The following is a 22,579-nucleotide window of genomic DNA, read 5'->3' as shown; positions in this document are numbered from 1 at the left end:
ATAGGCCAGCTTAACGGTCAAGACAACGCAACGCGAGGCGAGGCACAGCGTAACGGGCCACGCAAACCCGTAGGTGCACGTCAAAATACCCGGTCAGAAGCGTTTTACTAGTCGTTACTGCTTTGTTATGTGGATTGTCGACAGTACGACACTCAGTCAAGAAGTAGTGCTGGCTCCTCGATGATGGATGCCACGTCAGCGATGAAGCGAGAAACGACATCGCCGTCAACGACGCGGTGATCGAACGACCCTCCAATCGTCGTGACGAAACGCGGACGCACCTCGCCATCGACAACCCAGGGCTTCTGCTTGATCGTTCCCATGGCGACGATTCCAACTTCGCCAGGATTGAGAATCGGCGTCCCCGTGTCCATGCCGAACACGCCGATGTTCGTGAGCGTGATGGTGCCGTTCTGCATGTCGCTCGGCTGCGTCTTGCCATCTCGCGCAGTGAGCGTCAGCTGCTCCAGCGCCGTTGCGAGCTCGAGCAGCGTCATCGACTGTGCTTCCTTGACGTTCGGCACGAGCAGGCCCCTCGGCGTCGCCGCAGCGATGCCGAGATTGACGTAGTGGTGAATGATGATTTCTTCATCCGTCCACGTCGCATTGACGCTCGGGTTGCGGCGCACAGCCCAGATCATCGCCCTGGCCATGATCAGCAGGGGCGAGACCTTGACACCGGCGAAGTCCGTTGATGCCTTGAGGCGCTTGACGAACTCCATCGTGCGCGTTGCATCGACGTCGACGAACACGCTGACGTGCGGAGCCTGGAACTTCGACGACACCATCGCTTGCGCGATCTGCTTGCGCACGCCCTTGACGGGGACGCGCTCCTCGCGGTCCTCGCTCCATTCCGGTGTCTCGATGTTGCGGAACACGCTCGCCTGTCCCGCGTGCCGCACGACGTCGTCGCGCGTGATCTCCCCCGCGAGTCCCGTCCCTTCGACGGTGCTCAGGTCGACGCCGAGATCCTTTGCGAGCTTGCGAATCGGCGGCTTCGCGATGATCGGCCCTGCTGCCGCTGCCGGAACGGATGCCGGGGGGCGTGGCGCCGCGACCGGCTTGCGCTTCTTGCGGCGACGACTCGGCGCGCCTGCCCCTGTGCCGTATCCCACGAGCACGGAGCCCTCGCCGGACTCGTCGTCCTCGATCGTCGTCTGAGTGTCTGCGGCGACCTCTTCGGCCTCACGCACGGGTTCGGGCGCAGCATCCGCCCCCTGCACCGTCACGATCGGCGTGCCCACATCGACCGTGGTGCCCTCGTCAACGAGAATCTTGCCGATCGTTCCCTCGAACGGCGACGGCAGTTCGACAAGCGATTTGGCCGTCTCGATCTCGACGAGCACCTGATTGAGCTCGACGGTGTCGCCGGGAGCGACTTTCCACTGCACGATCTCGGCCTCGGTGAGACCCTCGCCGACGTCGGGGAGGGGAAACTCTGACTCGCTCATGTGCTCTCCTGGTGGCTAGTAGGCGAGAGACCGGTCGACGGCCTCGAGAATGCGGTCGGCATCGGGAAGGAACTCCTTCTCGAGTCGCGCGGCGGGAAACGGAACGTCAAAGCCAGACACCCGCAGCACGGGCGCCTCAAGCGAGTAGAAGGCGCGCTCGGCGACGGTCGCGGCGATCTCGGAGCCGACAGAGACGAACCCGGATGCTTCTTGAGCGACGACGAGCCTTCCCGTCTTGCGCACGCTCGCGAGAAGCGGGTCATAGTCGATCGGCGAGATGGAGCGCAGGTCGACCACCTCAAGACTGATTCCCTCTGCAGACGCCAGCTCGGCTGCCTGCAGCGCCGTCGTCACCATGGCGCCATGGGCGACGAGCGTCGCATCGCTGCCCACCCGCACGACCCGGCTCGCGTGCAGATCCGCGGCGGGTGCCGAGACGTCGACCTCGCCCTTCTGCCAGTACCGGCTCTTGGGCTCGAAGAAGACGACCGGGTCATTCGACTCGATGGCCTCCTGGATCATCCAGTACGCGTCATTCGGCGTCGACGGGCTGATCACGCGCAAGCCGGGAGTGTGCGCGAAGTATGTCTCGGGGCTCTCCTGGTGGTGCTCGACGGCTCCGATGTGGCCGCCGTAGGGAATGCGGATCACCACGGGCATCGACAGCGCACCCATGTGCTTGTTGGTGAGCTTCGCCAACTGCGTCGTGATCTGGTTGAAGCCTGGAAAGACGAAGCCGTCGAATTGAATTTCGCAGACGGGGCGGAATCCGTTCATCGCCAGGCCGATCGCGGTGCCGATGATCCCCGACTCGGCGAGCGGGGTGTCGAGAACGCGGTTCTCGCCGAACTCGGCGTGCAGTCCCTCGGTCACGCGGAAGACGCCGCCGAGCGGCCCGATGTCTTCCCCCATGAGCAGAACGTTGTCATCTGCGGACATCGCGGCGCGAAGACCGGCGTTGAGCGCCTTGGCCATCGGCATGGTCGTTGTCTGGGATGCCGCCGAGGCAGCGGTCTCGAGAGTGTCGGTCACCTGTCTGCACTCCCTTCAAGGCTCGCCTCGTACTGCTCAAGCCAGTCCGCCTGATCATCGGTGAGCGGATGATCCTCGCTGTAGACGAAGTCGAACATCTGGTCTCGATCGGGGTCGGGCAGCGTGAGGCAGCGACGTCGCGCGTCAGCGGCGACGTCTTTGGCCTCGGCGTCGACCTCGTCGAAGAGGCTCTGCGGAGCTCCCTGCTCGCGCAGCCAGGTGCCGAAGCGCACGATCGGGTCACGAGCGACCCACGTGTCGAGCTCGTCGTTTGCCCGGTACTTCGTCGGGTCATCGCTCGTCGTGTGCGCGCCGATCCGATACGTGTCGGCCTCGATGAACTGCGGGCCCTCGCCGCTGCGGGCGTTCTCGAGATGCGTGCGCGACACTGCGTAACTGGCCAGAACGTCGTTTCCGTCAACGTGCACGCTGTCGAGCCCGAAGCCCGCCGCACGCTGGAACAGCGGTGTACGCGACTGCCGCGTGACCGGCACTGAGATCGCCCACTGGTTGTTCTGCAAGAAGAACACCTGGGGGTTCTGGTAGCTCGCCGCGAAGATCATTGCCTCGTTGACGTCGCCCTCGCTCGTCGAGCCGTCGCCAAAGTACACCATGACGGCTTTGTCTGCGTCAGGATCGCCCGTCGCTGTCTCGCCACGGAAGGTGAGGCCCATGCCGTAGCCGCTCGCGTGCAGCGCTTGGGTGCCGAGCACGAGCGTGTACAGCCGCACGTTGCCGTTCGCGGGGTCTGTCGGGTCCCAGCCGCCGAGCGTCACGCCGCGAAAGAGGGCCAGGATGCCGACGGGGTCGACGCCGCGGATCATGGCGACGGCGTGCTCGCGGTACGACGGAAAGATCGTGTCCTGCCCGCGCGCCGCGTGCGCTGACCCGACTTGCGCTGCCTCCTGCCCATGGCTCGGCGCCCAGAGCGCTAGCTGCCCCTGCCTCTGCAGGTTCGCCGCTTCGATGTCGAAGGCGCGTGTCACGGCCATGTCCCGGTAGAACCGGCGATGGTCGGCGTCCGTCAGGGAGTCGAGAATCGGAAGGTACCTTTCGGCCGCCGGAGTCGGAGCGAACGTGCCGTCCGCTGCGAGCATGCGTACCGAGGTGTTCTGGATGTCGTTCACAGAGGCCACCGTTCTAACCTATGGTCCTTGCGCCGTGACCGGATGGGAGGGTTTTCACAATCCCATCGGTCGCCGCTAGGAGCTTATCGACAGACTCCGGCTCACCGATACTGATGCGGATGCCGGAACCGGCGAAGGGCCGCGAGACAATGCCGTGCTCCGCGAGCGCTGCCGCGGCAGCATCCGTCTGGTCTCCCGTCGGCAGCCAGACGAAATTGGCCTGCGTGTCTGGAACGGACCAGCCCTGCGCGCGCAGAGCAGAGACGACGTGCTCGCGGCGTACGACGAGCTGCTCGACGCGCTCGAGGAGCTCGTCTGCGCTGTCGAGCGACGCGATCGCTGCCGCTTGCGCGGTTCCGGTGACCGAGAGGGGTATCGCAGATGCGCGTGCGGCATCGAGAAGGCGCACGGGCCCAATCGCCCAGCCCACGCGCAGACCCGCCAGTCCGTACGCCTTTGAGAACGTTCGCAGTATGACGAGGTTGGCGTACCGCCCGACGACGTCGAGACCGTTCACAGCAGCGTCATCACGCACGAATTCGACGTACGCCTCGTCAAGCAGAACCAGAACGCTCTCAGGCACCCGCGCCATGAATGCGTCGAAGTCGTCGGCGCTGACCGTCGTTCCCGTGGGGTTATTCGGGGTGCAGACGATCAGCACCCGCGTGCGATCGGTGATCGCAGCAGCCATCGCGTCGAGGTCGTGCTCGCCGTCAGGTGTGTTGGGCACCTGCACGCTCGTGGCTCCCGCCACGGTGACGAGTCCTGGGTAGGCCTCGAAGCTGCGCCACGAATAAAGCACCTCGTCGCCGGGTCCTGCAGCGGCCTGAATGAACTGCGAGAGCAGAGCGACAGAGCCCGCGCCCACGTGGATCTCGTTTTCGTCGACACCGTGCTCCGCGGCAAGGCGCTGGCGCAATGCCGTCGCCGCGGCATCCGGGTAGCGGTTGACATCGCTTGCCGCGACGATGGCGTCGATCACGCCGGGAAGCGGCGGAAAGGGGTTCTCGTTGCTCGAGAGCTTGAAGGCATCGGCGGCCGCGGGCTTGCCCTGACGATAGGGGGGAGTCGCGAGGATCTCCGGACGCAGTCGAACGTGCGTCGCATCGGGAAGCCGGCGGGATACTTCGGGGGCATTCACCTTCCCGAGTCTAGACAGCCACCATGCCGGCCCGGGTATACGCGCGAGAAGCTATGGCTGTCGATATTCAGGCGCGACTGCCATCATGGTGGCATGCGATTCCTCCTGCAGGTGATCATCAACGGCGTTGCCATTTGGCTCACAACGCTCATTGTCGGTGGCATTACGATGACCTCGTTCGGCGATGAGTGGTGGCAGGTCGGCCTGAGCTACGGCGTCGTCGGGCTGATCTTCGCGATTGTCAACGGCATCGTCAGACCAATAATCAAGGTCGTCGCTTTTCCCATCTACATCCTCACGCTCGGCCTCATCTCGTTCATCGTCAACGGGCTCCTTCTGCTTCTCACCGCATGGCTGAGCGGCCTGTTCGGCTTCGGGCTTCACGTCGACGGCTTCTGGTGGGGGGTGCTCGGGGCACTTGTGATCGGCATCATCAACTGGTTCATCGGGCTCTTCGTGCGCCCCAAGCGAGGGCGCTCCTAGCCTTCGAGCGCGCTCACGGGCGAATCACCTTGTCGGGGAGCGGCAGCGGCGAGGGCTGCGGGCCAAGCCGGTCGAGGCGAGCGACCGGCGGTTGCACGTCCTCACGCAGCCGACCGTCGCCGTTCTCATCGGCGTCGAGTCCCGGTGCATCGGCGTCAATCAGCGGGTCCGCGCTGCTCAGGTGCTCGGGCGACGCCGGTGCCTTCGGTGCAGCGTCATCGACGAGCCGGTCGGATCGGAGATCGGCGTCTTGGGGGCGCACGCTCCCGCGCGCGTCGCCGTCTTCTGACGTCGTGGCGGGGGAAGCTGCGCTTTCGCCTGCGTCGCTGCGTGGCAGCGGAGGTGCAGCCTCGTCGATGCGCTCGGCGTGATATTCGGTGCTCGTTCCCTCGCCGCCGATCGCATCGAGCGCTGATTTCAAGGGGTCGAACCGCGGGTCGAGCGATTCGTCCATCTGCGAAGCGGTGTGCTCGTACCCCGACATGTGGTGCGCTGCCAGCCAGTCGTCGCCTCCCTCCGGAGCATCGCCGGTCACGACCACCCGTTCGCCTCCGTCGGTGAATCCGCCGACCGCGGGAATGAGGTCACCCGAGTGCTCGACAGCGTACGCGTTGACACCATCGGGCAGGTCCGCGCCCGTTGACGGCGCGCCGAACGTGACCAGCGTCTGCACGTTGTACTCATCTGACTGCGTGACGCGCTCGGCGATGAGTCCGCCCTGCGAGTGGCCCACGATCGTCACCCGGTCGTCTGCTCCGATTCCGGCATCGGCCATCGCCTTCTCGACAGCGCGATAACCCCCGCCGTCGGCATCCGCCATGAGCGTGAGATTCGACTCCATATCGAATGCCTCGTCTCCCCCGCCGACACCTGAGTCGACGGTATCCCCGACGTAGACGACCCACGAGTCGCCTTCTCCGTACTCCTCAACGCGGATCTGCGGCGCACCAGCCCGCGATTCGGGAATGCGCGATGCAAGGTCGGCAACGCTTGTGGGGGCGGTCACGGCCGACGTACCGGCACGTGAGACCGAAACCGCAGACTCGCGCAGGAACGGCACGCCGAGCACACCGAGTCCCATAACGGCCCCCGGCACCGAGAGCCGCGGGTTATCGACGAGCGGTGTGAGACTCGGCGGCATACCGAGGGCTGCCTTGACGGCGTCATCGCTGCCCGAGGCGAGACCGCGAACGAGCATCATCGCGACGGGACTCCGCGCGACCTTCGGATGCGCGCCGAGCCACGCCGTCACTTTCTCGCCGAGAACAGTTCCAGCGCGCATGAAAGCCTGCCGAGCGGTCGGATTCAGGAGCGTCGGCACGATGACCGGCGCACCGGCAAGAGCTGTCGCACCGATCAATGGCAGCACCATGTGTCCGAAGAGGGCTCCGCCGGTCGCGCCCGTCACAGACCATGCCGTGTCGAAGAGACTGCTCACGGTCGCTTCGGTGTCAAGGTACAAGGATGCTGTCGCACCGAGCGCGCGCGAGACCGACGCCGCCTGGTCCGAGGCGGCGGCCAGCTGCTCCGCAGCGCGATCGATGCGCGAGCCAGCCGAGCTCCACCTCGCCGACGCATTCGGCGGCGCTGTCAGCACGCGAGCGGCAGAGACCTCGGAACTCGCGATCCCGCACTCGAGCGAGACGCTCGCGAGCTCCTCGGCAAAGGTGCTGATCTCGTCGGTGTCGACCATCGTGGGAGCTCCGACCGTGAGCGTCATCGGGTTCCTCCGAGCCGATCGGCGTCAATGCTCGAGGCGGCATCCGCCTGCACGCTCGCGATATCGTGCAGCACGGCATCGATCGCTCCTGTCAGGCTCGATTCGCTCCACGACAGTTGCGCGCCGACCTCGTCGAGTCGTCGCTCGTACGAGCGCGCCGCTGCGCCAGACCAGTTCGCCGGCATGACTTCTGGGATTCGTCGAGCGGTCAGCGCCACAACGGTGTCGCGCACTCGATTGAGCGCAGAATGCTGCGCGCGCAGCTCGGCGATCGCGCGCCCAGCCTCTGCTTCGGTCACGGGGTCCACAGATGCTCCCTTCCACGGTGTGCATCCAGGCTCTCTCGCGCGCAGCATCCGCCCCACCCCGACCCTCTCATCTGTGGATGAACGAGCATCCGGCCGCACTGTGGACGGAATTTGGAACGGGGACTGTGAATCGCCTGCGCAGTTCGACAGAATAGAGGCCATGTCCCGCGGCTCCGAGATCGTTCCCTTTTCGATCTGCTTCGTCTGCGCGGGCAACATCTGCCGTTCCCCCATGGCCGAGATCGTCTTTCTCACACGCGTCGAGCAAGCAGGTCTGGCACAGTGGGTCACCGCGACCTCAGCGGGCATCGGCGACTGGCACGTGGGCGAACGCGCGGACCAGCGAACGCTCGATGCCCTCGCCACGCGAGGATATGACGGGTCGAAGCATCGGGCGAAGCAGTTCGACGGCGCGTGGTTTCCCACCCTCGATCTCGTGGTCGCCCTCGACCGCACTCATCTGCGCTCCTTGCAGCACAGCGCGCCGACAGCATCCGACCAAGAAAAGGTATCGCTGCTGATGTCGTTCGACGCGTCCGCGAACGGAATCTGGGACGTCCCCGACCCGTACTACTCAGATACGCAAACCTTCGACCGGGTTCTTGGGATGATAGAGAGAGCGAGCCTGGCTCTGTTCCGCCAGCTCGAGCCCGCTATCCGACAGGGAGCCCTTCGATGACACCACTTCCGCCTCAGCCGCTCAGCCCTCTCGATGGCCGCTATCGCGCCGCCGTCACCGACCTGGGAGAACACCTGAGTGAGGCGGGACTCAACCGTGCACGTGTGAGAGTCGAGGTCGAGTGGCTGCTCTACCTCACGGCGCACAGCATGTTCGGCTCGCGGCCGCTGTCCAGTGAGGAGGCGGCGTCGCTGCGCGCGCTCGTCACCGACTTCGGGCAGGCCGAGATCGACCGGCTCGCGGAGTTCGAGGCCACGACGCGACACGACGTGAAGGCGGTCGAGTACCTCGTGCGCGAGCGTCTCTCCGAGCTCGGTCTCAATCACATCGCCGAGCTCACGCACTTCGCGTGCACGAGCGAAGACATCAACAATCTGTCGTACGCGCTCACGGTGAAGGATGCCGTTCAGAACGTGTGGCTGCCGAAGTACCGGGGCGTCATCGCCGCGCTGCGCGAGCTGGCCACGACGTACCGCGACGCGCCGATGCTGTCGCACACGCATGGACAGCCCGCGACGCCGAGCACGATGGGGCGCGAGATCGCGGTGACCGTGTACCGCCTCGAGCGCATCCTGACGCAGATCGAAGCGAGCGAGTACCTCGGCAAGTTCTCGGGAGCGACGGGCGACTTCGCTGCACACGTCGTGGCAGATCCGGATGCTGACTGGCCGGCCATCTCGCGCGAGTTCGTCGAGTCTCTCGGGCTCACGTGGAACCCGCTCACGACGCAGATCGAATCACACGACTGGCAGGCAGAACTGTACTCCCGCATCGCTCATGCGGGTCGCGTGCTGCACAATCTCGCGACTGACGTGTGGACGTACATCTCGATGGGGTACTTCCGTCAGATTCCGCAGGCCGGGGCGACGGGCTCGTCGACGATGCCGCACAAGGTCAATCCGATCCGCTTCGAGAACGCCGAGGCGAACCTCGAACTCTCGTGCGCGCTGCTCGACTCGCTCGCGTCGACGCTCGTCACATCGCGACTGCAGCGCGACCTCACGGACTCCACAACGCAGCGCAACATCGGGGTCGCGCTCGGCCACTCCCTGCTCGCGCTCGACAACATCGGGCGCGGCCTGCGCGAGATCGACCTCGATCGCGACGCGCTGCTGGCAGATCTCGACAGCAACTGGGAAGTTCTCGGCGAGGCGATCCAGACCGTCATCCGTGCGGAGGTCACCGCGGGGCGCTCCCAGATCAGCGACCCCTACGCCCTGCTCAAAGAACTCACTCGCGGCAAGCGCATCGGTCACGCCGACCTCGTGGAATTCGTCTCGGGGCTCGACATCGGCGACGAGGCGAAGCAGCGTCTGCTTGCGCTTACCGCGCAGGCGTACATCGGCCTCGCCGAATCGCAGGTCGACGCACTCGGCGCCCCGCGCTGACGTCGTCACGCACCGCGAAGACGCAAACCCCGAGTGTGAGGAAATCAAACAGACATGGACCCGCGGCTGCTCTCGTCATCCGCTGCCCTGCGACGTGAATCAGCCGCGCTCCCTGGCCACACGCGTGCCCACAACCGCGCGCTCGTGCTGCAGATGCTCTACCGCGGCACCCCGCTCAGTCGCGCCGACATCGCACGAGAATCGGGGCTGACGCGCGTCACGGTCTCGGACCTCGTGGGAGATCTGCTGCGCGAAGGACTGATTGTCGAGCGGGGAATCCGCCCGTCAAACGGTCCGGGCAAGCCGGCGGTGCTGCTCGAGATGGCTCGCGACAACCAGCAGATCGTCGCGATCGATCTCAGCGGCCACGACGTGTTCCGCGCCGTGCTCACCAACCTCGACGGTGAGATCTCCGAAGAGGTATCGATTCCGTCGCCCGGTGTCACGGGCGACGAAGCGGCGTCGCTTGTCGACGACCTTCTTGAGTGGGCGCTGCAGCTGACAACCGCTCCTGTTCTCGGTGTCGGAATCGGCGTGCCCGGCATCGTCGACCGCGACCAGGTCGTGCGCCGCAGCATCTCGCTCGACTGGACGAACCGCTCTCTGGCTCCCGCTCTCTCAACGCGTTTCGGCGTGCCCGTCTCGGTGGCCAACGACGCCAACGTCGCCGTACTCGCCGAGCACAGCTTCGCTTCAGGAGGCGACGACCTCTTGCTTGTGAAGATCGGCCGCGGCGTCGGAGGCGGCCTGCTGCTCGACGGCCGCCCCGTTCTCGGATCACGATTGACCGCTGGCGAGATCGGCCGGGTGCTCGTGTGTCCGAGTACCGGCAGTGAAGCCGTCGCGCTCGAATCGCTCATCACGGCTCCCACACTGCGCAAGCAGATCGAGAAGGCGGTCATCGCAGGCGAGACAGCGGATGCTGCGCTGCAGCGTGCCGGTCAGGTGCTCGGCTCTGCGCTCGCGCCCCTCATCACATCACTCGGTCTCACATCTGTTGTGCTCACGGGCCCGAGCGAGGTGATCGGCGACGTCCTGATCGACGCCACGCGTGAGGCAGTCGACGCGAGCACGGCCGATGACGTCGACCACGTCGATATCCATGTCACGCCGCTCGGCCCAGATATCGTGCTGCGAGGAGCCGCCGCGCTCGTGCTCTCTGAACGCCTTGGCATCGTGTAAGACCCCGTCACTCTGCTCGTAGGCTTGTCGCATGCCTACGGTGCGCGACATCACGACGTTCTTCGACGTCGACCCTCCCCCTGGAGAATCCCCGTGGGTGGTGGCGCCCGCAGCGCAGCCGATCGACATCGTCGAATTCGACGAGGAGTGGCCCGCGCTGTACGCCGAACAGGAGTCACAGATTCGTCGCCATCTCGGAGCGCACGTTCTCGATATCGCTCACGTCGGGTCAACGTCCGTCCCGGGCTTGCCCTCGAAGCAGGTGCTCGACATCGACCTCATCGTCGCCGATCCCTCAGACGAGCCGGCCTGGCTTCCTGCGCTCACCGATGCCGGCTTCGTGCTGACCGTGCGCGAGCCGTGGTGGTTCGAGCATCGTTGCCTCAAAGCCTCCGATCAGTCGGTCAATCTGCATGTCTTCGGCCCCGACGCCGCCGAGCCGTGGAAGCACCGCATCTTTCGCGACCACCTGCGACGAGATGAGCACGATCGGATGCTGTACGCAGACGCGAAACGCGCCGCGGCGTCCAGGGCAACAGAACGTCGCGAGACGGTGATGGAGTACAACCGCCGCAAGCAGAAGGTCATCCGCGAGATCTATGCACGGGCCTTCCGGGCTACCGGCTTGACGGACGAGCCGCGATGATCGCCGAAGCTCCTAGAGCATCGTGGGCGGCTTGGGGTTCCCGTCGTCGTCTCGGTGAATCTCTTCTTGCTCGATCTTGTTCGGCTTGATCGTCAGCGCAAAGAGTGCCAGAAAGACGAGCCCGACGATGAACGCGACGCCCGTGAACATCACGGTCAGCAGAAAGTCCCTGGTTGACATCAGCGTGATGAGACCCGCGAAGATGCCGAACGCAGCCGCGATGCTCAGAAGCTCAAGAGGCTTCAGCATCTCGCGCTTGCTGGGTTTGGTCATGCCGGTTCCTCCGTTGATGCTTCGTCGTCCGCTTTCTGCCATTTGATCGAGAGGCCCCCGATGGCGAGAAAGACCGCCATCACCGCGGCATATGCTCCGAAGACTCCCACAGCGATCACCGATGAGGTCAATGTCAGCGGAACGTTGTCCATTCCGCCGTCAGTCTGCTGAAAGTCCGGCGGAAGCAGAACGAACACGATGGCAAGCAGCGCGGTCAGCCCTCCCGCGATGAGAAAATCGCGCGACAACGCTGATCGGCGAGCAAGCCGGTACCCCGCGTACAACTCGAGAAGACCGGTCAGCCCGGCCCAGATCGACACGGTGAGCAGCAGTGTTCCAAGCCCCGTGGCCTGAAGCGCGAGAGCGATGGTTCCCGCCGCAATCGAGACGACGGTCTGCGCGATCACGAGACGTCGCGTTGGGGCATCGGCCACGAGCCGTACTGACAGCGTACCGATGACGATTCCCGACACGAGCGCGAACGCGCCGAAGGCGATAAGGCCGAGGTGCGGCGAGTGATCGCGTGAGAAGGTGATGAAGAGCCCGACCGCCGCCAGGATCACCGCGCGAACGATGTGAAGGATCCAGAACCGCGTTGGCGCCGGCTCGAGGGCGCGCGCACGTGCGGGGGTGACCACGAAGACTCTGCCTCTTTCACGATAATCTGCCGCAGAGAAGCGGCCGTCGACGTCCCCATTCTATCGGTCAGAACCTGAGCGTGTGCCGCCTCCGGCCTCGTGAGCAGTCGGGGCTTTGTCACGCGTCAAGCCACGTCGGCAATCGCGCCGAGAAGTGATGAGCCAACAGGGCGGTGAAGCGCCGCAGGTTTGATGCCACTGCCATAGAGTGCATCGGGAAGCTCGTACGTATCCAACATGTCACAAGCGTGCATCCGGCACACGGTCCTCCGACATCGCAGATCCATTTCTGTGGATAGCCACCTGTGCGAATCGCTTGTGGAGAGCCAGCCCGCTCGCGCCCTTTCTGTATCGCCGCCATCACCGTCCCTCGCTGTGAGCATCACCGGCGTGACCCGTCTCACCTGAGACGACTCTTCGTCCACAGATACTGAGTTTGACGAGTTGTCCACAATGGTGTTTTGACCGGGTTTTCTGCGGTGGCAATGTCGGTGGCTGCTGGAAGACTGTTGGCATGGAAAACATGGCAGCAGCACCCGGATTCGAGCCGATGGGCGGCCCGGATGCTGTCGCTGTGCGTGCCGCTGAAGAAGCGCTCTCGACTGTCGCGAACCTTACCGATGTAGACCCGAGCGCACTCTCTGCGGACGCCCTTCTGGAATTCACCGGCCTGCTCGGCAATATCTGCCGTCTGGTCGAGGGCCGCCAGGTCGGCAACGTCGGCGAGATCGCCCGCCGTTCGGACAGCGACACCGGATTCAACGGTCTCGCAGCCCGTCACGGATGCTCCTCGCCGGCAGCGTTGTTTGAGAAGATCACGGGGGCGAAGAACTCGACCGCGTATCGGTATACGAGACTCGCCATCCACACGACACCGAGAGTTTCCGACACCGGGCTGCCGCTTGCCCCGGTGTTCCCGCAGACCGCTCAAGCGTTGAGCGACGGTGTCATCGGTCTAGATGCTGCCGAAGCAATCACCACGACACTCGCACCGGTGCTGCCTCGTGCGGTGCCGGAGCAGATGGACTGGGCCGAAGCGACACTGCTGGGCAACGCGACCGGCGCGACCGGGGAAGCACCCGCGTCAGCGGACAACCTCCGTCAGCAGGCGAGAGCGTTCTGCGCCGTTCTCGACCCCGACGGTGTCGAACCGTCCGCGGAGGAACTGCACCAGGCGCGGAAGCTCGTGTTTCGGCATCAAGACGACGGCACCCTGAAGATCACCGGCACCCTGTCACCGGAACAGGCAGCACAGGTGACACCCGTGTTCGACGCCTACATGTCCAAACGAACGTCACCGACGTTTATGCATGCCGACGAGCAGGCCGACAATGAGCAAGCACCGGAGGAGCGGTCGAAACCGCAAGAACGCGCCGACGTGTTCACGACGATCATCGGCGGCACCGGAAAACAGAAGACCGCACCCAAACTCCACGGCCGCGGACCGACCGTGCTCGTCACCGTGGACGCACGCAACCTCAACACGGAAACCGGGGCAGCGTGGTCACCAGGCACGCCGGCAGTCTTGCCGATATCGTTCGTGACCCAGATGCAGTGCGACGGCGACACCCGGCACGTGCAGATCAACGAGCACGGGGAAGTGCTCACCCTCGGGACCGCCGAGAGGTTTTTCAGCACGCAGCAGCGGCTAGCGTTGATCGCCAGGGACGGACCCACCTGTGTTGCACCCGACTGTCACATCCCGCCTGGCTCTGCGAAGCCCACCACATTCACGCATGGGAGACCGGCGGCAGAACAGACCTGCCCAACGGCGTCCTCGTCTGCTGGTTTCACCACAGACTGCTCGAACACGAAGAATGGGCCATCACCCGCGACAACAACGGCCGACCACGCATCGTACCGCCCGGCTGGTACGTCAACCGGAGATATCTCGGGCAACGACGACCACCCGACGGCGGGCGAGATACCGGGCCGCGTTCCTGACAACGCGGCGGCCCCGACACACCACACGCACGAGCAGAACAGCTCGAAGCGCTACTCGAAGTGCCCTGCGGGCAGACACGACTGTCATGGACCGACTCGGGGCCCATCTGCCCGACGACGAAGCAGCCCTGCGCGCTGACCTCACGAGATGACGAGAAGAAATTCGAGACAACACCGTCCCTTGCGAAAGTCTTCTTAGGCAGGCGCCATGTCGGCAAAGCGAGAATAGTGCCCCTGGAACGCCACAGTGATCGTGGCCGTCGGACCATTACGATGCTTGGCCACAATGAGATCTGCTTCACCGGGCCGCGAGTCCTTCTCGTACACCGACTCACGATGCAGAAGGACGACCATGTCAGCATCCTGCTCAATCGACCCCGATTCACGCAGATCACTGATCGCCGGCATCTTGTCTTGCCTCTGCTCCGGACCACGGTTCAGCTGCGACAGCGCAATGACAGGAACATTGAGCTCCTTGGCAAGCAACTTCAGAGCACGCGAGAACTCCGAGACCTCCTGCTGACGGCTCTCGACCCGCTTTCCACTCGTCATGAGCTGCAGATAGTCGATAACGACAAGCTTCAGCCCGACTCGCTGCTTGAGCCGACGACACTTAGCCCTGATCTCGACGAGCGTCATGTTCGGGCTGTCGTCGATGTAGAGGGGAGCCTCGTTGATGCGCCCCCGCGTCGACGCCATGGTCGTCCAGTCTCGCGAATCGAGCGTTCCCTTACGCATGTTCTGCAGCGGAATCGCCCCCTCTGCACTGAGAAGACGCATGGCGATCTCGCTCTTCCCCATCTCAAGTGAGAAGAAGATCGATGGCTCGTCATTTGCGATGGATGCTGCTCGCGCAAAGTCCAGTGCCAGTGTCGACTTACCCATGGCGGGACGAGCGGCGATGATGATCATCTGACCGGGATGCAGACCGTTCGTCAGATCGTCGAGCTCCTTGAAGCCCGTGGGAATACCGGTCATGGTGCCGTCGCGGCCGCTCGCGGCCTCGATCTCTTCGACCGCGGCGTCGACCGCAGTCGTCAGCGGGACGTAGTCTTCGGCACTCTCATCACCCGAGACCGAATAGATCTCGGCCTGCGCGTTGTTGACGAGATCGAGGACCTCGCCCTCGCCCGAGTAGCCCATCTGCACAATGCGCGTGCCCGCTTCCACGAGCCGCCGCAGCATTGCGCGTTCCGACACGATGGATGCGTAGAAGCCAGCGTTTGCCGCTGTGGGAACGAGAGATGTGAGCGTGTGCAGGTAATCAGCACCGCCCGCACGCTGCAGTTCGCCCTGTTTGACGAGCTCGTCGGTGACGGCGATGACGTCTGTCGGCTCACCGTGCGAGTAGAGAGAGAGCATCGCGTCGAAGATGATCTCGTGCTTCGGAATGTAGAAGTCCGCGCCACGCACCAGTTCGACAACGTCGGCGACGGCGTCTTTCGACAGCATCATTCCGCCGAGGGTCGACTGCTCAGCCAGGAGGTCATGCGGCGGCGTGCGCTCGTACGGGCGCTCGGAGTCGGAGCCCGCTCCGCCTCCGGTCTCGAGATGCGCAATCGACACGAAACACTCCCCCTTTTCATCGCTCATCGGCACAGCACTGACTCAGCCTGGCCGCAACCGAACGTCGTTGTCTCCGCTGCGTGCCAAGTGAATCAGCACCTGCTGACATCGTGCCGCCAAGCGCTCACGCGCGGGTGTGCGGCTGTCTGCTGACTTACCCTAAAGACCACCGTCGCTTACCCCCAAATCGGCCTGTGGATAACTGTGTGGAGAACCTGGGCGAAACGCCGACGGCGCTGTGGGAACTGTATGTGGATAACTGTGGACAACGTGGGGATCGAATTTTATTTATGACGCCTAGCCTGGTCTTTTGTTTTCCACTGTGTGTGGATGATCAATCCGATTGAACCCGTGGTTGAGGGTTCCGATTTGACAGCCCGCCTGTGCACAAACGAGCAGAATAGTAGCCGTCGGGTGCACGCGACGCAAGACCCAGTTCAAGCACTCGCGGCGCACGAAAACGGGGTGGGCCAATGGCCCACCCCGCCGTCGTCAGCTCGCCTACTTGGCGGCGACCACCTGAAGCGAGATCGTCGCAGAGACGTCCTCGCGGAGTCGCAGCGTAGCCTCGTGCTTGCCCGTTGCCTTGATGGCGCTGGGGATCTCGATCTTGCGCTTGTCAACCTCGCCGATGCCGGCCTCGGCGATGGCCGCAGCGATGTCGCTGGGCTTGACCGAGCCGAACAGACGGCCTTCAGAGCCGGCCTTGACGGTCAGCGTGATCGTGTTCGCTTCGATCGCATCCTTGAGGGCCTTGGCCTCTTCAAGAGTCTCGAGCTCACGGGCTGCGCGAGCCGCCTTGATCTGCTCGACCTGCTTCTCGCCGCCACGCGTCCACGGGGTCGCGAAGCCCTGCGGAACGAGGTAGTTGCGGGCGTAGCCGCCCTTGACATCGACGACATCACCGGGAGCACCGAGACCGGTGACCTCGTGCGTCAGAATAACTTTCGACATGCGTGTACTCCTTAGCGGCCTGAGCCGGCGTAGGGCAGAAGAGCCATTTCGCGGGCGTTCTTGATTGCCCGTGCGATCAGGCGCTGCTCCTGCACGGAGACACCGGTGATGCGACGAGCGCGAATCTTGCCGCGCTCTGAGATGAACTTGCGGAGCGTGGCGACGTCTTTGTAGTCAATGACGCCGACACGGATCGACTTCGCCGGGGCGGATGCCTTTGCACCTTTGCCGCGGGAAGACTTGCGGCCCTGGCCGCTCGACTTTCCAGCCATAGTGGTTTCCTCTTCGTGAAGATTCTTGCGCGACGCCACAAGGGTGTCGTCGCACGTGTGTGATTAGAAGGGTGTCTCGTCGCCGTAGCTTCCGGGGGTCGCCCAGCCATCGCCGCCGCCCTGAGACGGGGACGGTGCTGCGGGAGCCCACGGCTCGTCGTTCTGATAGGACGACGCCTGCGAACGCCCCTGTCCCCCGCCCGAAGACTGAGCACGGGTGACCTGCGCGGTCGCGTAGCGAAGACTCGGACCGATCTCGTCGACATCGAGCTCGATCACGGTGCGCTTCTCGCCCTCACGGGTCTCGAATGACCGCTGCTTGAGACGACCCTGAGCGATGACGCGGCTGCCCTTGGTGAGAGTGCCTGCGACGTGCTCAGCGAATTCACGCCAGACACTTGCGCGCAGGAAGAGTGCTTCACCGTCTTTCCACTCGTTCGACTGACGGTCGAACGTGCGCGGAGTGCTTGCGATGGTGAAGTTGGCAACCGCGAGGCCTGACTGCGTGTAGCGCAGTTCAGGATCGGCAGTGAGGTTGCCCACCACGGTGATGACGGTCTCGCCAGCCATGGGACTAGGCGCCCTTGCTTGCCTTGCGCGCGGCCTTCGCCTCGGCGCGCTTTGCCTCGGACGCGACCTGAGCGATCGCCTCTTCGGCGCGGAGCACCTTGGTGCGCATGACGGCTTCGGAGAGCTTCAGCTGACGGTCGAGTTCCTGAGTGGATTCGCTCGAGGCCGTGAAGTCGACGACAGCGTAGATGCCCTCGGACTTCTTGTTGATCTCGTAGGCCAGGCGGCGACGTCCCCAGATGTCGACGTTGTCGACGGTGCCACCGTCGTTACGGATGACGTTGAGGAATTTGTCGAGACTCGGTGCAACCGTGCGCTCGTCAATCTCGGGGTCGAGGATGACCATGAGTTCGTACTGATGCGTCACTAACCCACCTCCTTCGGTCTAGATCGGCTGCAGACGTTCTGCAACAGGAGGGTTGTAGCATCGTGGCCGCGCTCAAGGCCGAGCGCAGGCAACTTGGCAATGATACTCGACGAACGCCGGCAGCGCTAATGCACGATTATTCGGCGGTTCCGATCGCACCGTTCGCGGCCGCTTGCGCCTGCTCCAGCCCCTTCAGCGGATCCGTGGATCCGCTGAAGATCTCCTTGAAGAGGGGATCGAATTGATCGAAGCCCTTCTGGTAATTGGTCCCCGTGGGAGCGGGAATCGTCGGGCCGTCGGAGACGACGTCGAAGAACGGCGAGACATCGACGTCCTTCTTGTTCCAGTACTCGAAGTACGTGTCCTGGGCAGCGACAACGCCGGGCACGGCCGAGCCGTCCTTTCCGAGATAGGCATTGCCCTGCTCGCTCCCGAGCCAGCCGAGCACCTTCTTGACAGCATCCTTGTTCTCGCTGGCGGCATTGCCCGCAGCGACGATGCCGTTCGTCACGGACACGCGACCTTCCGGACCGGCAGGCAGCATGGCGACACCCCACTCGAAATCGGCCGACTCCGAGATCTCCTTGAGGTTGTACAGGCCCGACTGGAACATGGCCATCTTGCCCTCGGTGAAGGCAGCGAGGCTGAAGTTGCCGTCGCCGTTCGTCTCTTCGGCGGGCGGTGCGACGTGATATTTGTTTATCGCTTGAACGAGATAGTCGATCGCCTGCGCGGAGTTCTCGTTCGCGAATGCGAACTCGCCTCCGTCTTGGAACTTGCCGCCGTTCGAGCCGATGAACGGGAGAAGAATCGCCTGCAGGTCATACGCGAGGTTGGTGCCGTACTGCGCCACGGATCCGCCGTCAAACCCCTTGGCGTCACCGGCTGTGCCCGACGAGTCAACGGTGAGCTTGCGTGCCATCGCGAGATAGTTGTCGTTCTCGGCTTCCTCCGGATCCCAGGTGAGCCCGTTGAGATCCTTGGGAGTCACGCCGGCAGCCTCCAGGAGCTCGGCGTTGTAATAGACCGCGATTCCAGCGTCATACAGCTGGGGCACGCCCCATAGGGTGTCGTTTCGCGTGAACTGGTCGACGACGCTCGGCTCCCACGCCTCTTTCGCGCCCGCCCCCATGACGGCGCCGACGTCCATGAGGTTGCCGGAGTCCACGTACGCGCCGTAGTACGAGTTGTTGATCCAGAAGACGTCGTCCATTGTTCCGCCGGCGACATCTGTGCGCAGCTTTGACCAGTATTCGTCCCACGGGACGACGTTGATGTTCACGGAGATATTCGGGTTCTGCTCTTCGAATTCGTCGAAGGAGGCCTCGTAGGCCTTGGCGACGTTTTCGTCCCACAACCGGAAGTTGACGGTCGTCGTGTCTGCCTCGGTTGTGTCTGAGGCAGCGCAGCCAGACAGCATGAGGGAGGATGCTGCCACCGCCGCTGCAATCGTAAGGATTCGCTTCGCCATTCGGGTCTTTCTCTATCTGAAACCTGTGATGGTGATGGACCTGACAATGTGCTTCTGACGCTCAGGAACACGATCATCGGCGGGACCGCTCTGCGTCGTCGCCGCCATCACCAGCTTCCAACTGCTCGTGTCCTGAGATTGGAGGCTAGCAGTCGCAACCGTAGTCGTGCCCAGCTCGCACCCATCGACACCACGAGCAGCCAGAGCGCTTGTGCTCGGCGACGGCCGCGATGGGGACCAGAGCGACGACGTCGGTCGCGACAACAGAACAACGATACCCACGTTGATGAGAAATTGCTGGCGTTCTCGCGAGAACGACCGACCGTAGTGGGAAGTTCCGCTCGACGGGCGCTCGCATTGTTCATGACGGAATCCCCGCTTCGCGACGGCACGGTTCACGACTGGTAGCGACTGCTCCGACGGTGGGGTGAGGATGCCGCGAGGCTACTGCCCGCGGGAACTCCACCACTCTGTGAGACGGCGTTCTGCTTCGTCTTCTCCGAGCGTTCCCTCATCGAGGCGCAGTTCGAGAAGCCATTTGTAGGCGCGGCCGACCTCGGGGCCTGGACCGACCCCGAGCACCTCCTGAATGCGATTGCCGTCGAGCTCCGGGCGCACGGCCTCCAACTCCTCCTGCTCCTTGAGTTCGTCGATGCGCTTCTCGAGGTCGTCGTAGGCGAAGGCGAGGCGGTCGGCCTTGCGCTTGTTGCGCGTCGTGACGTCTGCCCGTGTGAGCATGTGCAGGCGCTCGAGCAGATCGCCCGCGTCGCGTACATAGCGGCGAACAGCTGAATCGGTCCATGCGCCCTCGCTGTAGCCGAAGAACCGCAAGTGAAGCTCGATGAGACGCGCGACAGACGTGATGGTCTCTTTGTCGAAGCGCAGCGCCTTGAGGCGCTTCTTCGCGAGCTTCGAGCCGACCACGTCGTGGTGGTAAAAGCTCACGGCGCCGCCGGGCTCGAGACGGCGCGTCGCCGGCTTGCCGATGTCGTGAAGCAGCGCCGCGAGCCTCAGAATGAGGTCGGGCTGCTCCCCCGGGTGCCGCCGCTTCTCGTGGCCGATCGCCTGATCAAGAACCGTCAGCGAGTGCTCGTAGACATCTTTGTGATGGTGGTGCTCGTCTGTCTCAAGGCGCAGAGCGGGCACCTCGGGCAGCACGAGCTCGGCAAGTCCTGTGTCAACGAGCAGGCGGATGCCGTCGGACGGCGCGTCGGTGCAGAGCAGCTTCGCCAGCTCGCTCTGGACGCGCTCCGCCGAGACGATGCGGATGCTGGGTGCCATCTCCTGCATGGCATCCTGCACCTCGTCTGCAACGTGAAACCCGAGCTGACTGGCGAACCGCGCCGCGCGGAGCATGCGCAGCGGGTCGTCGCCAAAGCTCACCTCGGGAGAGGACGGCGTGCGAAGTGTGGCGTCAAGCAGGTCTTCAACGCCTCCGTGCGGGTCGACGAGCGTCACATCGGGAACCCGCAGCGCCATCGCGTTGACGGTGAAATCGCGACGCTTGAGATCATCGTCGAGAACCGTGCCGAACGCGACGAGAGGCTTGCGCGTCTCGCGATCGTAGGCATCGGCACGGTATGTCGTGATCTCGACGGTGTCAGCGAGAGCATCCGCCCCCTCACCCGTCACGATGCGAGCGCCGATTGTGCCGAACTCGCGCCCGATATCCCACTGGGCGCTCGAGATCGGCGTGACGATCTCGAGAATGGTGTCGGGGTGAGCATCGGTTGTGAAGTCATAGTCATGCACAGCGCGCCCAAGCATGGCGTCGCGCACCGGGCCGCCCACGAGAGCGAGCTCGTGCCCGGCGTCGGCAAACGCCGCCGCTACGCGCTGCACGATGGGTGAGTCGGCGAGAGTCTGGAGTCGTTCGAGGGCCTCAGCCATTTTCACCATGGGGTCAATCGTAAGGGAGCGACGATGGGAGCGCCCATTGCGAGACAGCTTGTCAAGCCCTATCACCGCGTGACGCGTGGCGCTTACGTTCGGAGAATGACCGCACGCGAAGGTCCGGCCCCAGAGCACACGGCAAGCGACGCCGACGCCTCTGGTGCTTCGACACGTCTGAAACGCCGCATCACTGGCCCGCTTCTGTTCTTCTTCATTGTCGGCGACGTTCTCGGCGCGGGCATCTACGCACTCATGGGAGAGCTGAGCGGCGAGGTCGGCGGCGCCGTGTGGGTGCCCCTCATCGTCGCCCTCGTGCTCGCGCTGCTGACCGCCGGCTCCTACGCCGAACTCGTCACCAAGTACCCGAAGGCTGGCGGCGCTGCCGTGTACGCCAAGCGCGCGTACCCGTGGCCGGTCATCTCGTTTCTCGTCGGATTCAGCATGATCGCTGCCGGCGTCACGAGTGCGGCAGGACTGTCTCTCGCCTTCGCGGGCGACTACCTCGGCACGTTCATCGAGCTTCCACCCATCCCCGTCGCCATCGCATTTCTCGCACTCGTGGCCTGCTTGAACGCGCGCGGAATCTCAGAATCGCTCAAGAGCAACACGGTCATGACCGTCATCGAGCTGAGCGGACTCGTGATCGTTGTCGTCGTCGTTGCCATCATGGTCGGCGGCGGGGGCGGCGACTTCTCACGTCTCACGGAGTTTCCGGCGGACACCTCGCCAGGGCTCGCGATTCTCGCCGCCGCGATCATCGCGTTCTACTCGTTCGTCGGCTTCGAGACGTCGGCGAACGTCGCAGAGGAGATCCGCAATCCGTCTCGCGTCTACCCGCGTGCGCTGTTCGCCGCGCTCGGCACCGCCGGCGTCGTGTACGTGCTCGTCGGTGTCGCCAGCTCCATCACCCTTCCAGCATCCGAGCTGTCGAAGTCGTCTGGACCGCTGCTCGCGGTCGTCAAGGCGACTGACGTCACGCTTCCGCCCTGGCTGTTCAGCATCATCGCGCTCATCGCCGTGGCTAATGGTGCTCTGCTCACCATGATCATGGCGAGCCGCGTCACATACGGCATGGCCGAGGAGCGGCTCCTGCCATCGTTTCTGACGCCCGTGCTCGCGAAGCGGCGCACTCCGTGGGCGGCGATCGTGGCAACGACGGTGCTCGCGATGCTCCTCACGCTCGTCGGTGACGTCTCGACGCTCGCTGAAACCGTTGTGCTTCTGCTGCTGTTCGTCTTTCTCAGCACCAACATCGCGGTGCTCGTGCTTCGCCGTGACCCCGTCGACCATAAGCATTTCAGGGTGTGGAGCTTCGTGCCCGTGCTGGGAGCAGCCTCGTGCATTCTGCTCATGACGCAGCAGAGCGGGCAGGTCTGGCTGTACGGGCTGCTGCTGCTCGCTCTCGGCGTCATTCTGCACATTGCGACGGTGCTGTCGCGCCGGAAGCGAGACGCGCACAAGGCGTGACGGGCGT

The 22,579-nt window shown here is 64.2% G+C and carries 22 protein-coding genes; 7 read left to right on the top strand and 15 right to left on the bottom strand.

The window, feature by feature from the left end:
* Positions 1-152: 152 nt before the first annotated feature.
* Genes ATJ78_RS05670 through ATJ78_RS05655 form a run of 4 tightly spaced genes read right to left on the bottom strand, consistent with a single transcriptional unit; the run spans position 153 to position 4,751 of the window.
* Positions 153-1,451 carry a dihydrolipoamide acetyltransferase family protein gene (locus ATJ78_RS05670; RefSeq protein ID WP_098406711.1) on the bottom strand — a complete coding sequence of 433 codons (1,299 nt, stop codon included), beginning with the start codon at positions 1,449-1,451 and terminating at the stop codon, positions 153-155.
* A gap of 15 nt (positions 1,452-1,466) precedes the next feature.
* Complete coding sequence (locus tag ATJ78_RS05665) at positions 1,467-2,432, bottom strand: alpha-ketoacid dehydrogenase subunit beta (protein ID WP_098409228.1); 966 nt, start codon at positions 2,430-2,432, stop codon at positions 1,467-1,469.
* Between the two features lie 47 nt (positions 2,433-2,479).
* Positions 2,480-3,580 carry a thiamine pyrophosphate-dependent enzyme gene (locus tag ATJ78_RS05660; protein WP_098409227.1) on the bottom strand — a complete coding sequence of 367 codons (1,101 nt, stop codon included), beginning with the start codon at positions 3,578-3,580 and terminating at the stop codon, positions 2,480-2,482.
* A gap of 43 nt (positions 3,581-3,623) precedes the next feature.
* Complete coding sequence (locus tag ATJ78_RS05655) at positions 3,624-4,751, bottom strand: pyridoxal phosphate-dependent aminotransferase (protein ID WP_098406710.1); 1,128 nt, start codon at positions 4,749-4,751, stop codon at positions 3,624-3,626.
* A gap of 93 nt (positions 4,752-4,844) precedes the next feature.
* Here ATJ78_RS05655 and ATJ78_RS05650 point away from each other — a divergent pair, with 93 nt between their 5' ends.
* Positions 4,845-5,234, top strand: coding sequence for a phage holin family protein (locus ATJ78_RS05650; protein ID WP_098406709.1), 390 nt, complete (start codon positions 4,845-4,847; stop codon positions 5,232-5,234).
* 13 nt (positions 5,235-5,247) lie between these two features.
* Here the strand turns inward: ATJ78_RS05650 and ATJ78_RS05645 are convergent, their stop codons facing one another.
* Together ATJ78_RS05645 and ATJ78_RS05640 are read right to left on the bottom strand one after the other, a co-directional pair.
* Positions 5,248-6,954, bottom strand: a complete 1,707-nt coding sequence (locus tag ATJ78_RS05645) for a lipase family protein (protein WP_098406708.1) — start codon at positions 6,952-6,954, stop codon at positions 5,248-5,250.
* On the bottom strand, positions 6,951-7,262 hold the full coding sequence (locus ATJ78_RS05640; RefSeq protein WP_098406707.1) for a hypothetical protein: 312 nt from the start codon (positions 7,260-7,262) through the stop codon (positions 6,951-6,953). Before ATJ78_RS05640 ends, ATJ78_RS05645 begins: the two co-directional genes overlap by 4 nt.
* Before the next feature lie 160 nt (positions 7,263-7,422).
* On the opposite strand from ATJ78_RS05640, the gene ATJ78_RS05635 reads away from it, so the two are divergent.
* Genes ATJ78_RS05635 through ATJ78_RS05620 form a run of 4 tightly spaced genes read left to right on the top strand, consistent with a single transcriptional unit; the run spans position 7,423 to position 11,157 of the window.
* The gene (locus tag ATJ78_RS05635) at positions 7,423-7,941 is read left to right on the top strand and encodes a low molecular weight protein-tyrosine-phosphatase (RefSeq protein ID WP_211288431.1); all 519 of its coding nucleotides are present in this window, start codon (positions 7,423-7,425) and stop codon (positions 7,939-7,941) included.
* Complete coding sequence (gene purB, locus ATJ78_RS05630) at positions 7,938-9,329, top strand: adenylosuccinate lyase (RefSeq protein WP_098406706.1); 1,392 nt, start codon at positions 7,938-7,940, stop codon at positions 9,327-9,329. Before ATJ78_RS05635 ends, purB begins: the two co-directional genes overlap by 4 nt.
* 54 nt (positions 9,330-9,383) lie before the next feature.
* Entirely contained in the window at positions 9,384-10,511 is a 1,128-nt protein-coding gene (locus ATJ78_RS05625; RefSeq protein WP_098406705.1) for an ROK family transcriptional regulator, read from the top strand.
* A gap of 31 nt (positions 10,512-10,542) precedes the next feature.
* On the top strand, positions 10,543-11,157 hold the full coding sequence (locus ATJ78_RS05620; protein WP_098406704.1) for a GrpB family protein: 615 nt from the start codon (positions 10,543-10,545) through the stop codon (positions 11,155-11,157).
* Positions 11,158-11,169: 12 nt separating this feature from the next.
* Here ATJ78_RS05620 and ATJ78_RS05615 read toward each other — a convergent pair whose 3' ends face one another.
* Entirely contained in the window at positions 11,170-11,430 is a 261-nt protein-coding gene (locus ATJ78_RS05615; protein ID WP_098406703.1) for a hypothetical protein, read from the bottom strand.
* Positions 11,427-12,068: a hypothetical protein gene (locus ATJ78_RS05610; RefSeq protein ID WP_098406702.1), complete on the bottom strand. Its 642-nt coding sequence runs from the start codon at positions 12,066-12,068 to the stop codon at positions 11,427-11,429. The genes ATJ78_RS05615 and ATJ78_RS05610 overlap by 4 nt, the downstream gene beginning before the upstream one ends.
* Before the next feature lie 523 nt (positions 12,069-12,591).
* On the opposite strand from ATJ78_RS05610, the gene ATJ78_RS05605 reads away from it, so the two are divergent.
* On the top strand, positions 12,592-14,151 hold the full coding sequence (locus ATJ78_RS05605; protein ID WP_169923395.1) for a DUF222 domain-containing protein: 1,560 nt from the start codon (positions 12,592-12,594) through the stop codon (positions 14,149-14,151).
* A 56-nt stretch (positions 14,152-14,207) separates the two neighbouring features.
* Here the strand turns inward: ATJ78_RS05605 and dnaB are convergent, their stop codons facing one another.
* From dnaB to ATJ78_RS05570, 7 genes are all read right to left on the bottom strand, one after another.
* The gene (gene dnaB, locus ATJ78_RS05600) at positions 14,208-15,578 is read right to left on the bottom strand and encodes a replicative DNA helicase (RefSeq protein WP_245836221.1); all 1,371 of its coding nucleotides are present in this window, start codon (positions 15,576-15,578) and stop codon (positions 14,208-14,210) included.
* Positions 15,579-16,079: 501 nt separating this feature from the next.
* On the bottom strand, positions 16,080-16,532 hold the full coding sequence (gene rplI, locus ATJ78_RS05595; protein ID WP_098406699.1) for a 50S ribosomal protein L9: 453 nt from the start codon (positions 16,530-16,532) through the stop codon (positions 16,080-16,082).
* 11 nt (positions 16,533-16,543) lie between these two features.
* Positions 16,544-16,804 carry a 30S ribosomal protein S18 gene (rpsR, locus tag ATJ78_RS05590; RefSeq protein ID WP_098406698.1) on the bottom strand — a complete coding sequence of 87 codons (261 nt, stop codon included), beginning with the start codon at positions 16,802-16,804 and terminating at the stop codon, positions 16,544-16,546.
* Positions 16,805-16,867: 63 nt separating this feature from the next.
* Positions 16,868-17,374: a single-stranded DNA-binding protein gene (locus ATJ78_RS05585; protein ID WP_098406697.1), complete on the bottom strand. Its 507-nt coding sequence runs from the start codon at positions 17,372-17,374 to the stop codon at positions 16,868-16,870.
* Between the two features lie 4 nt (positions 17,375-17,378).
* A complete protein-coding gene (gene rpsF / locus ATJ78_RS05580; protein ID WP_098406696.1) occupies positions 17,379-17,741 on the bottom strand; it encodes a 30S ribosomal protein S6 in 363 nt (120 codons plus the stop codon).
* A 136-nt stretch (positions 17,742-17,877) separates the two neighbouring features.
* The gene (locus ATJ78_RS05575; protein WP_098406695.1) at positions 17,878-19,212 is read right to left on the bottom strand and encodes an ABC transporter substrate-binding protein; all 1,335 of its coding nucleotides are present in this window, start codon (positions 19,210-19,212) and stop codon (positions 17,878-17,880) included.
* A 444-nt stretch (positions 19,213-19,656) separates the two neighbouring features.
* Positions 19,657-21,111, bottom strand: coding sequence for a CCA tRNA nucleotidyltransferase (locus ATJ78_RS05570; RefSeq protein ID WP_098406694.1), 1,455 nt, complete (start codon positions 21,109-21,111; stop codon positions 19,657-19,659).
* Positions 21,112-21,207: 96 nt separating this feature from the next.
* Here ATJ78_RS05570 and ATJ78_RS05565 point away from each other — a divergent pair, with 96 nt between their 5' ends.
* Complete coding sequence (locus ATJ78_RS05565) at positions 21,208-22,572, top strand: APC family permease (protein ID WP_098406693.1); 1,365 nt, start codon at positions 21,208-21,210, stop codon at positions 22,570-22,572.
* Positions 22,573-22,579: the final 7 nt, after the last annotated feature.

Source organism: Paramicrobacterium agarici, from assembly GCF_002563955.1.
Classification (GTDB): domain Bacteria; phylum Actinomycetota; class Actinomycetes; order Actinomycetales; family Microbacteriaceae; genus Paramicrobacterium; species Paramicrobacterium agarici.
This window is presented reverse-complemented; position numbering and strand designations above follow the sequence as displayed.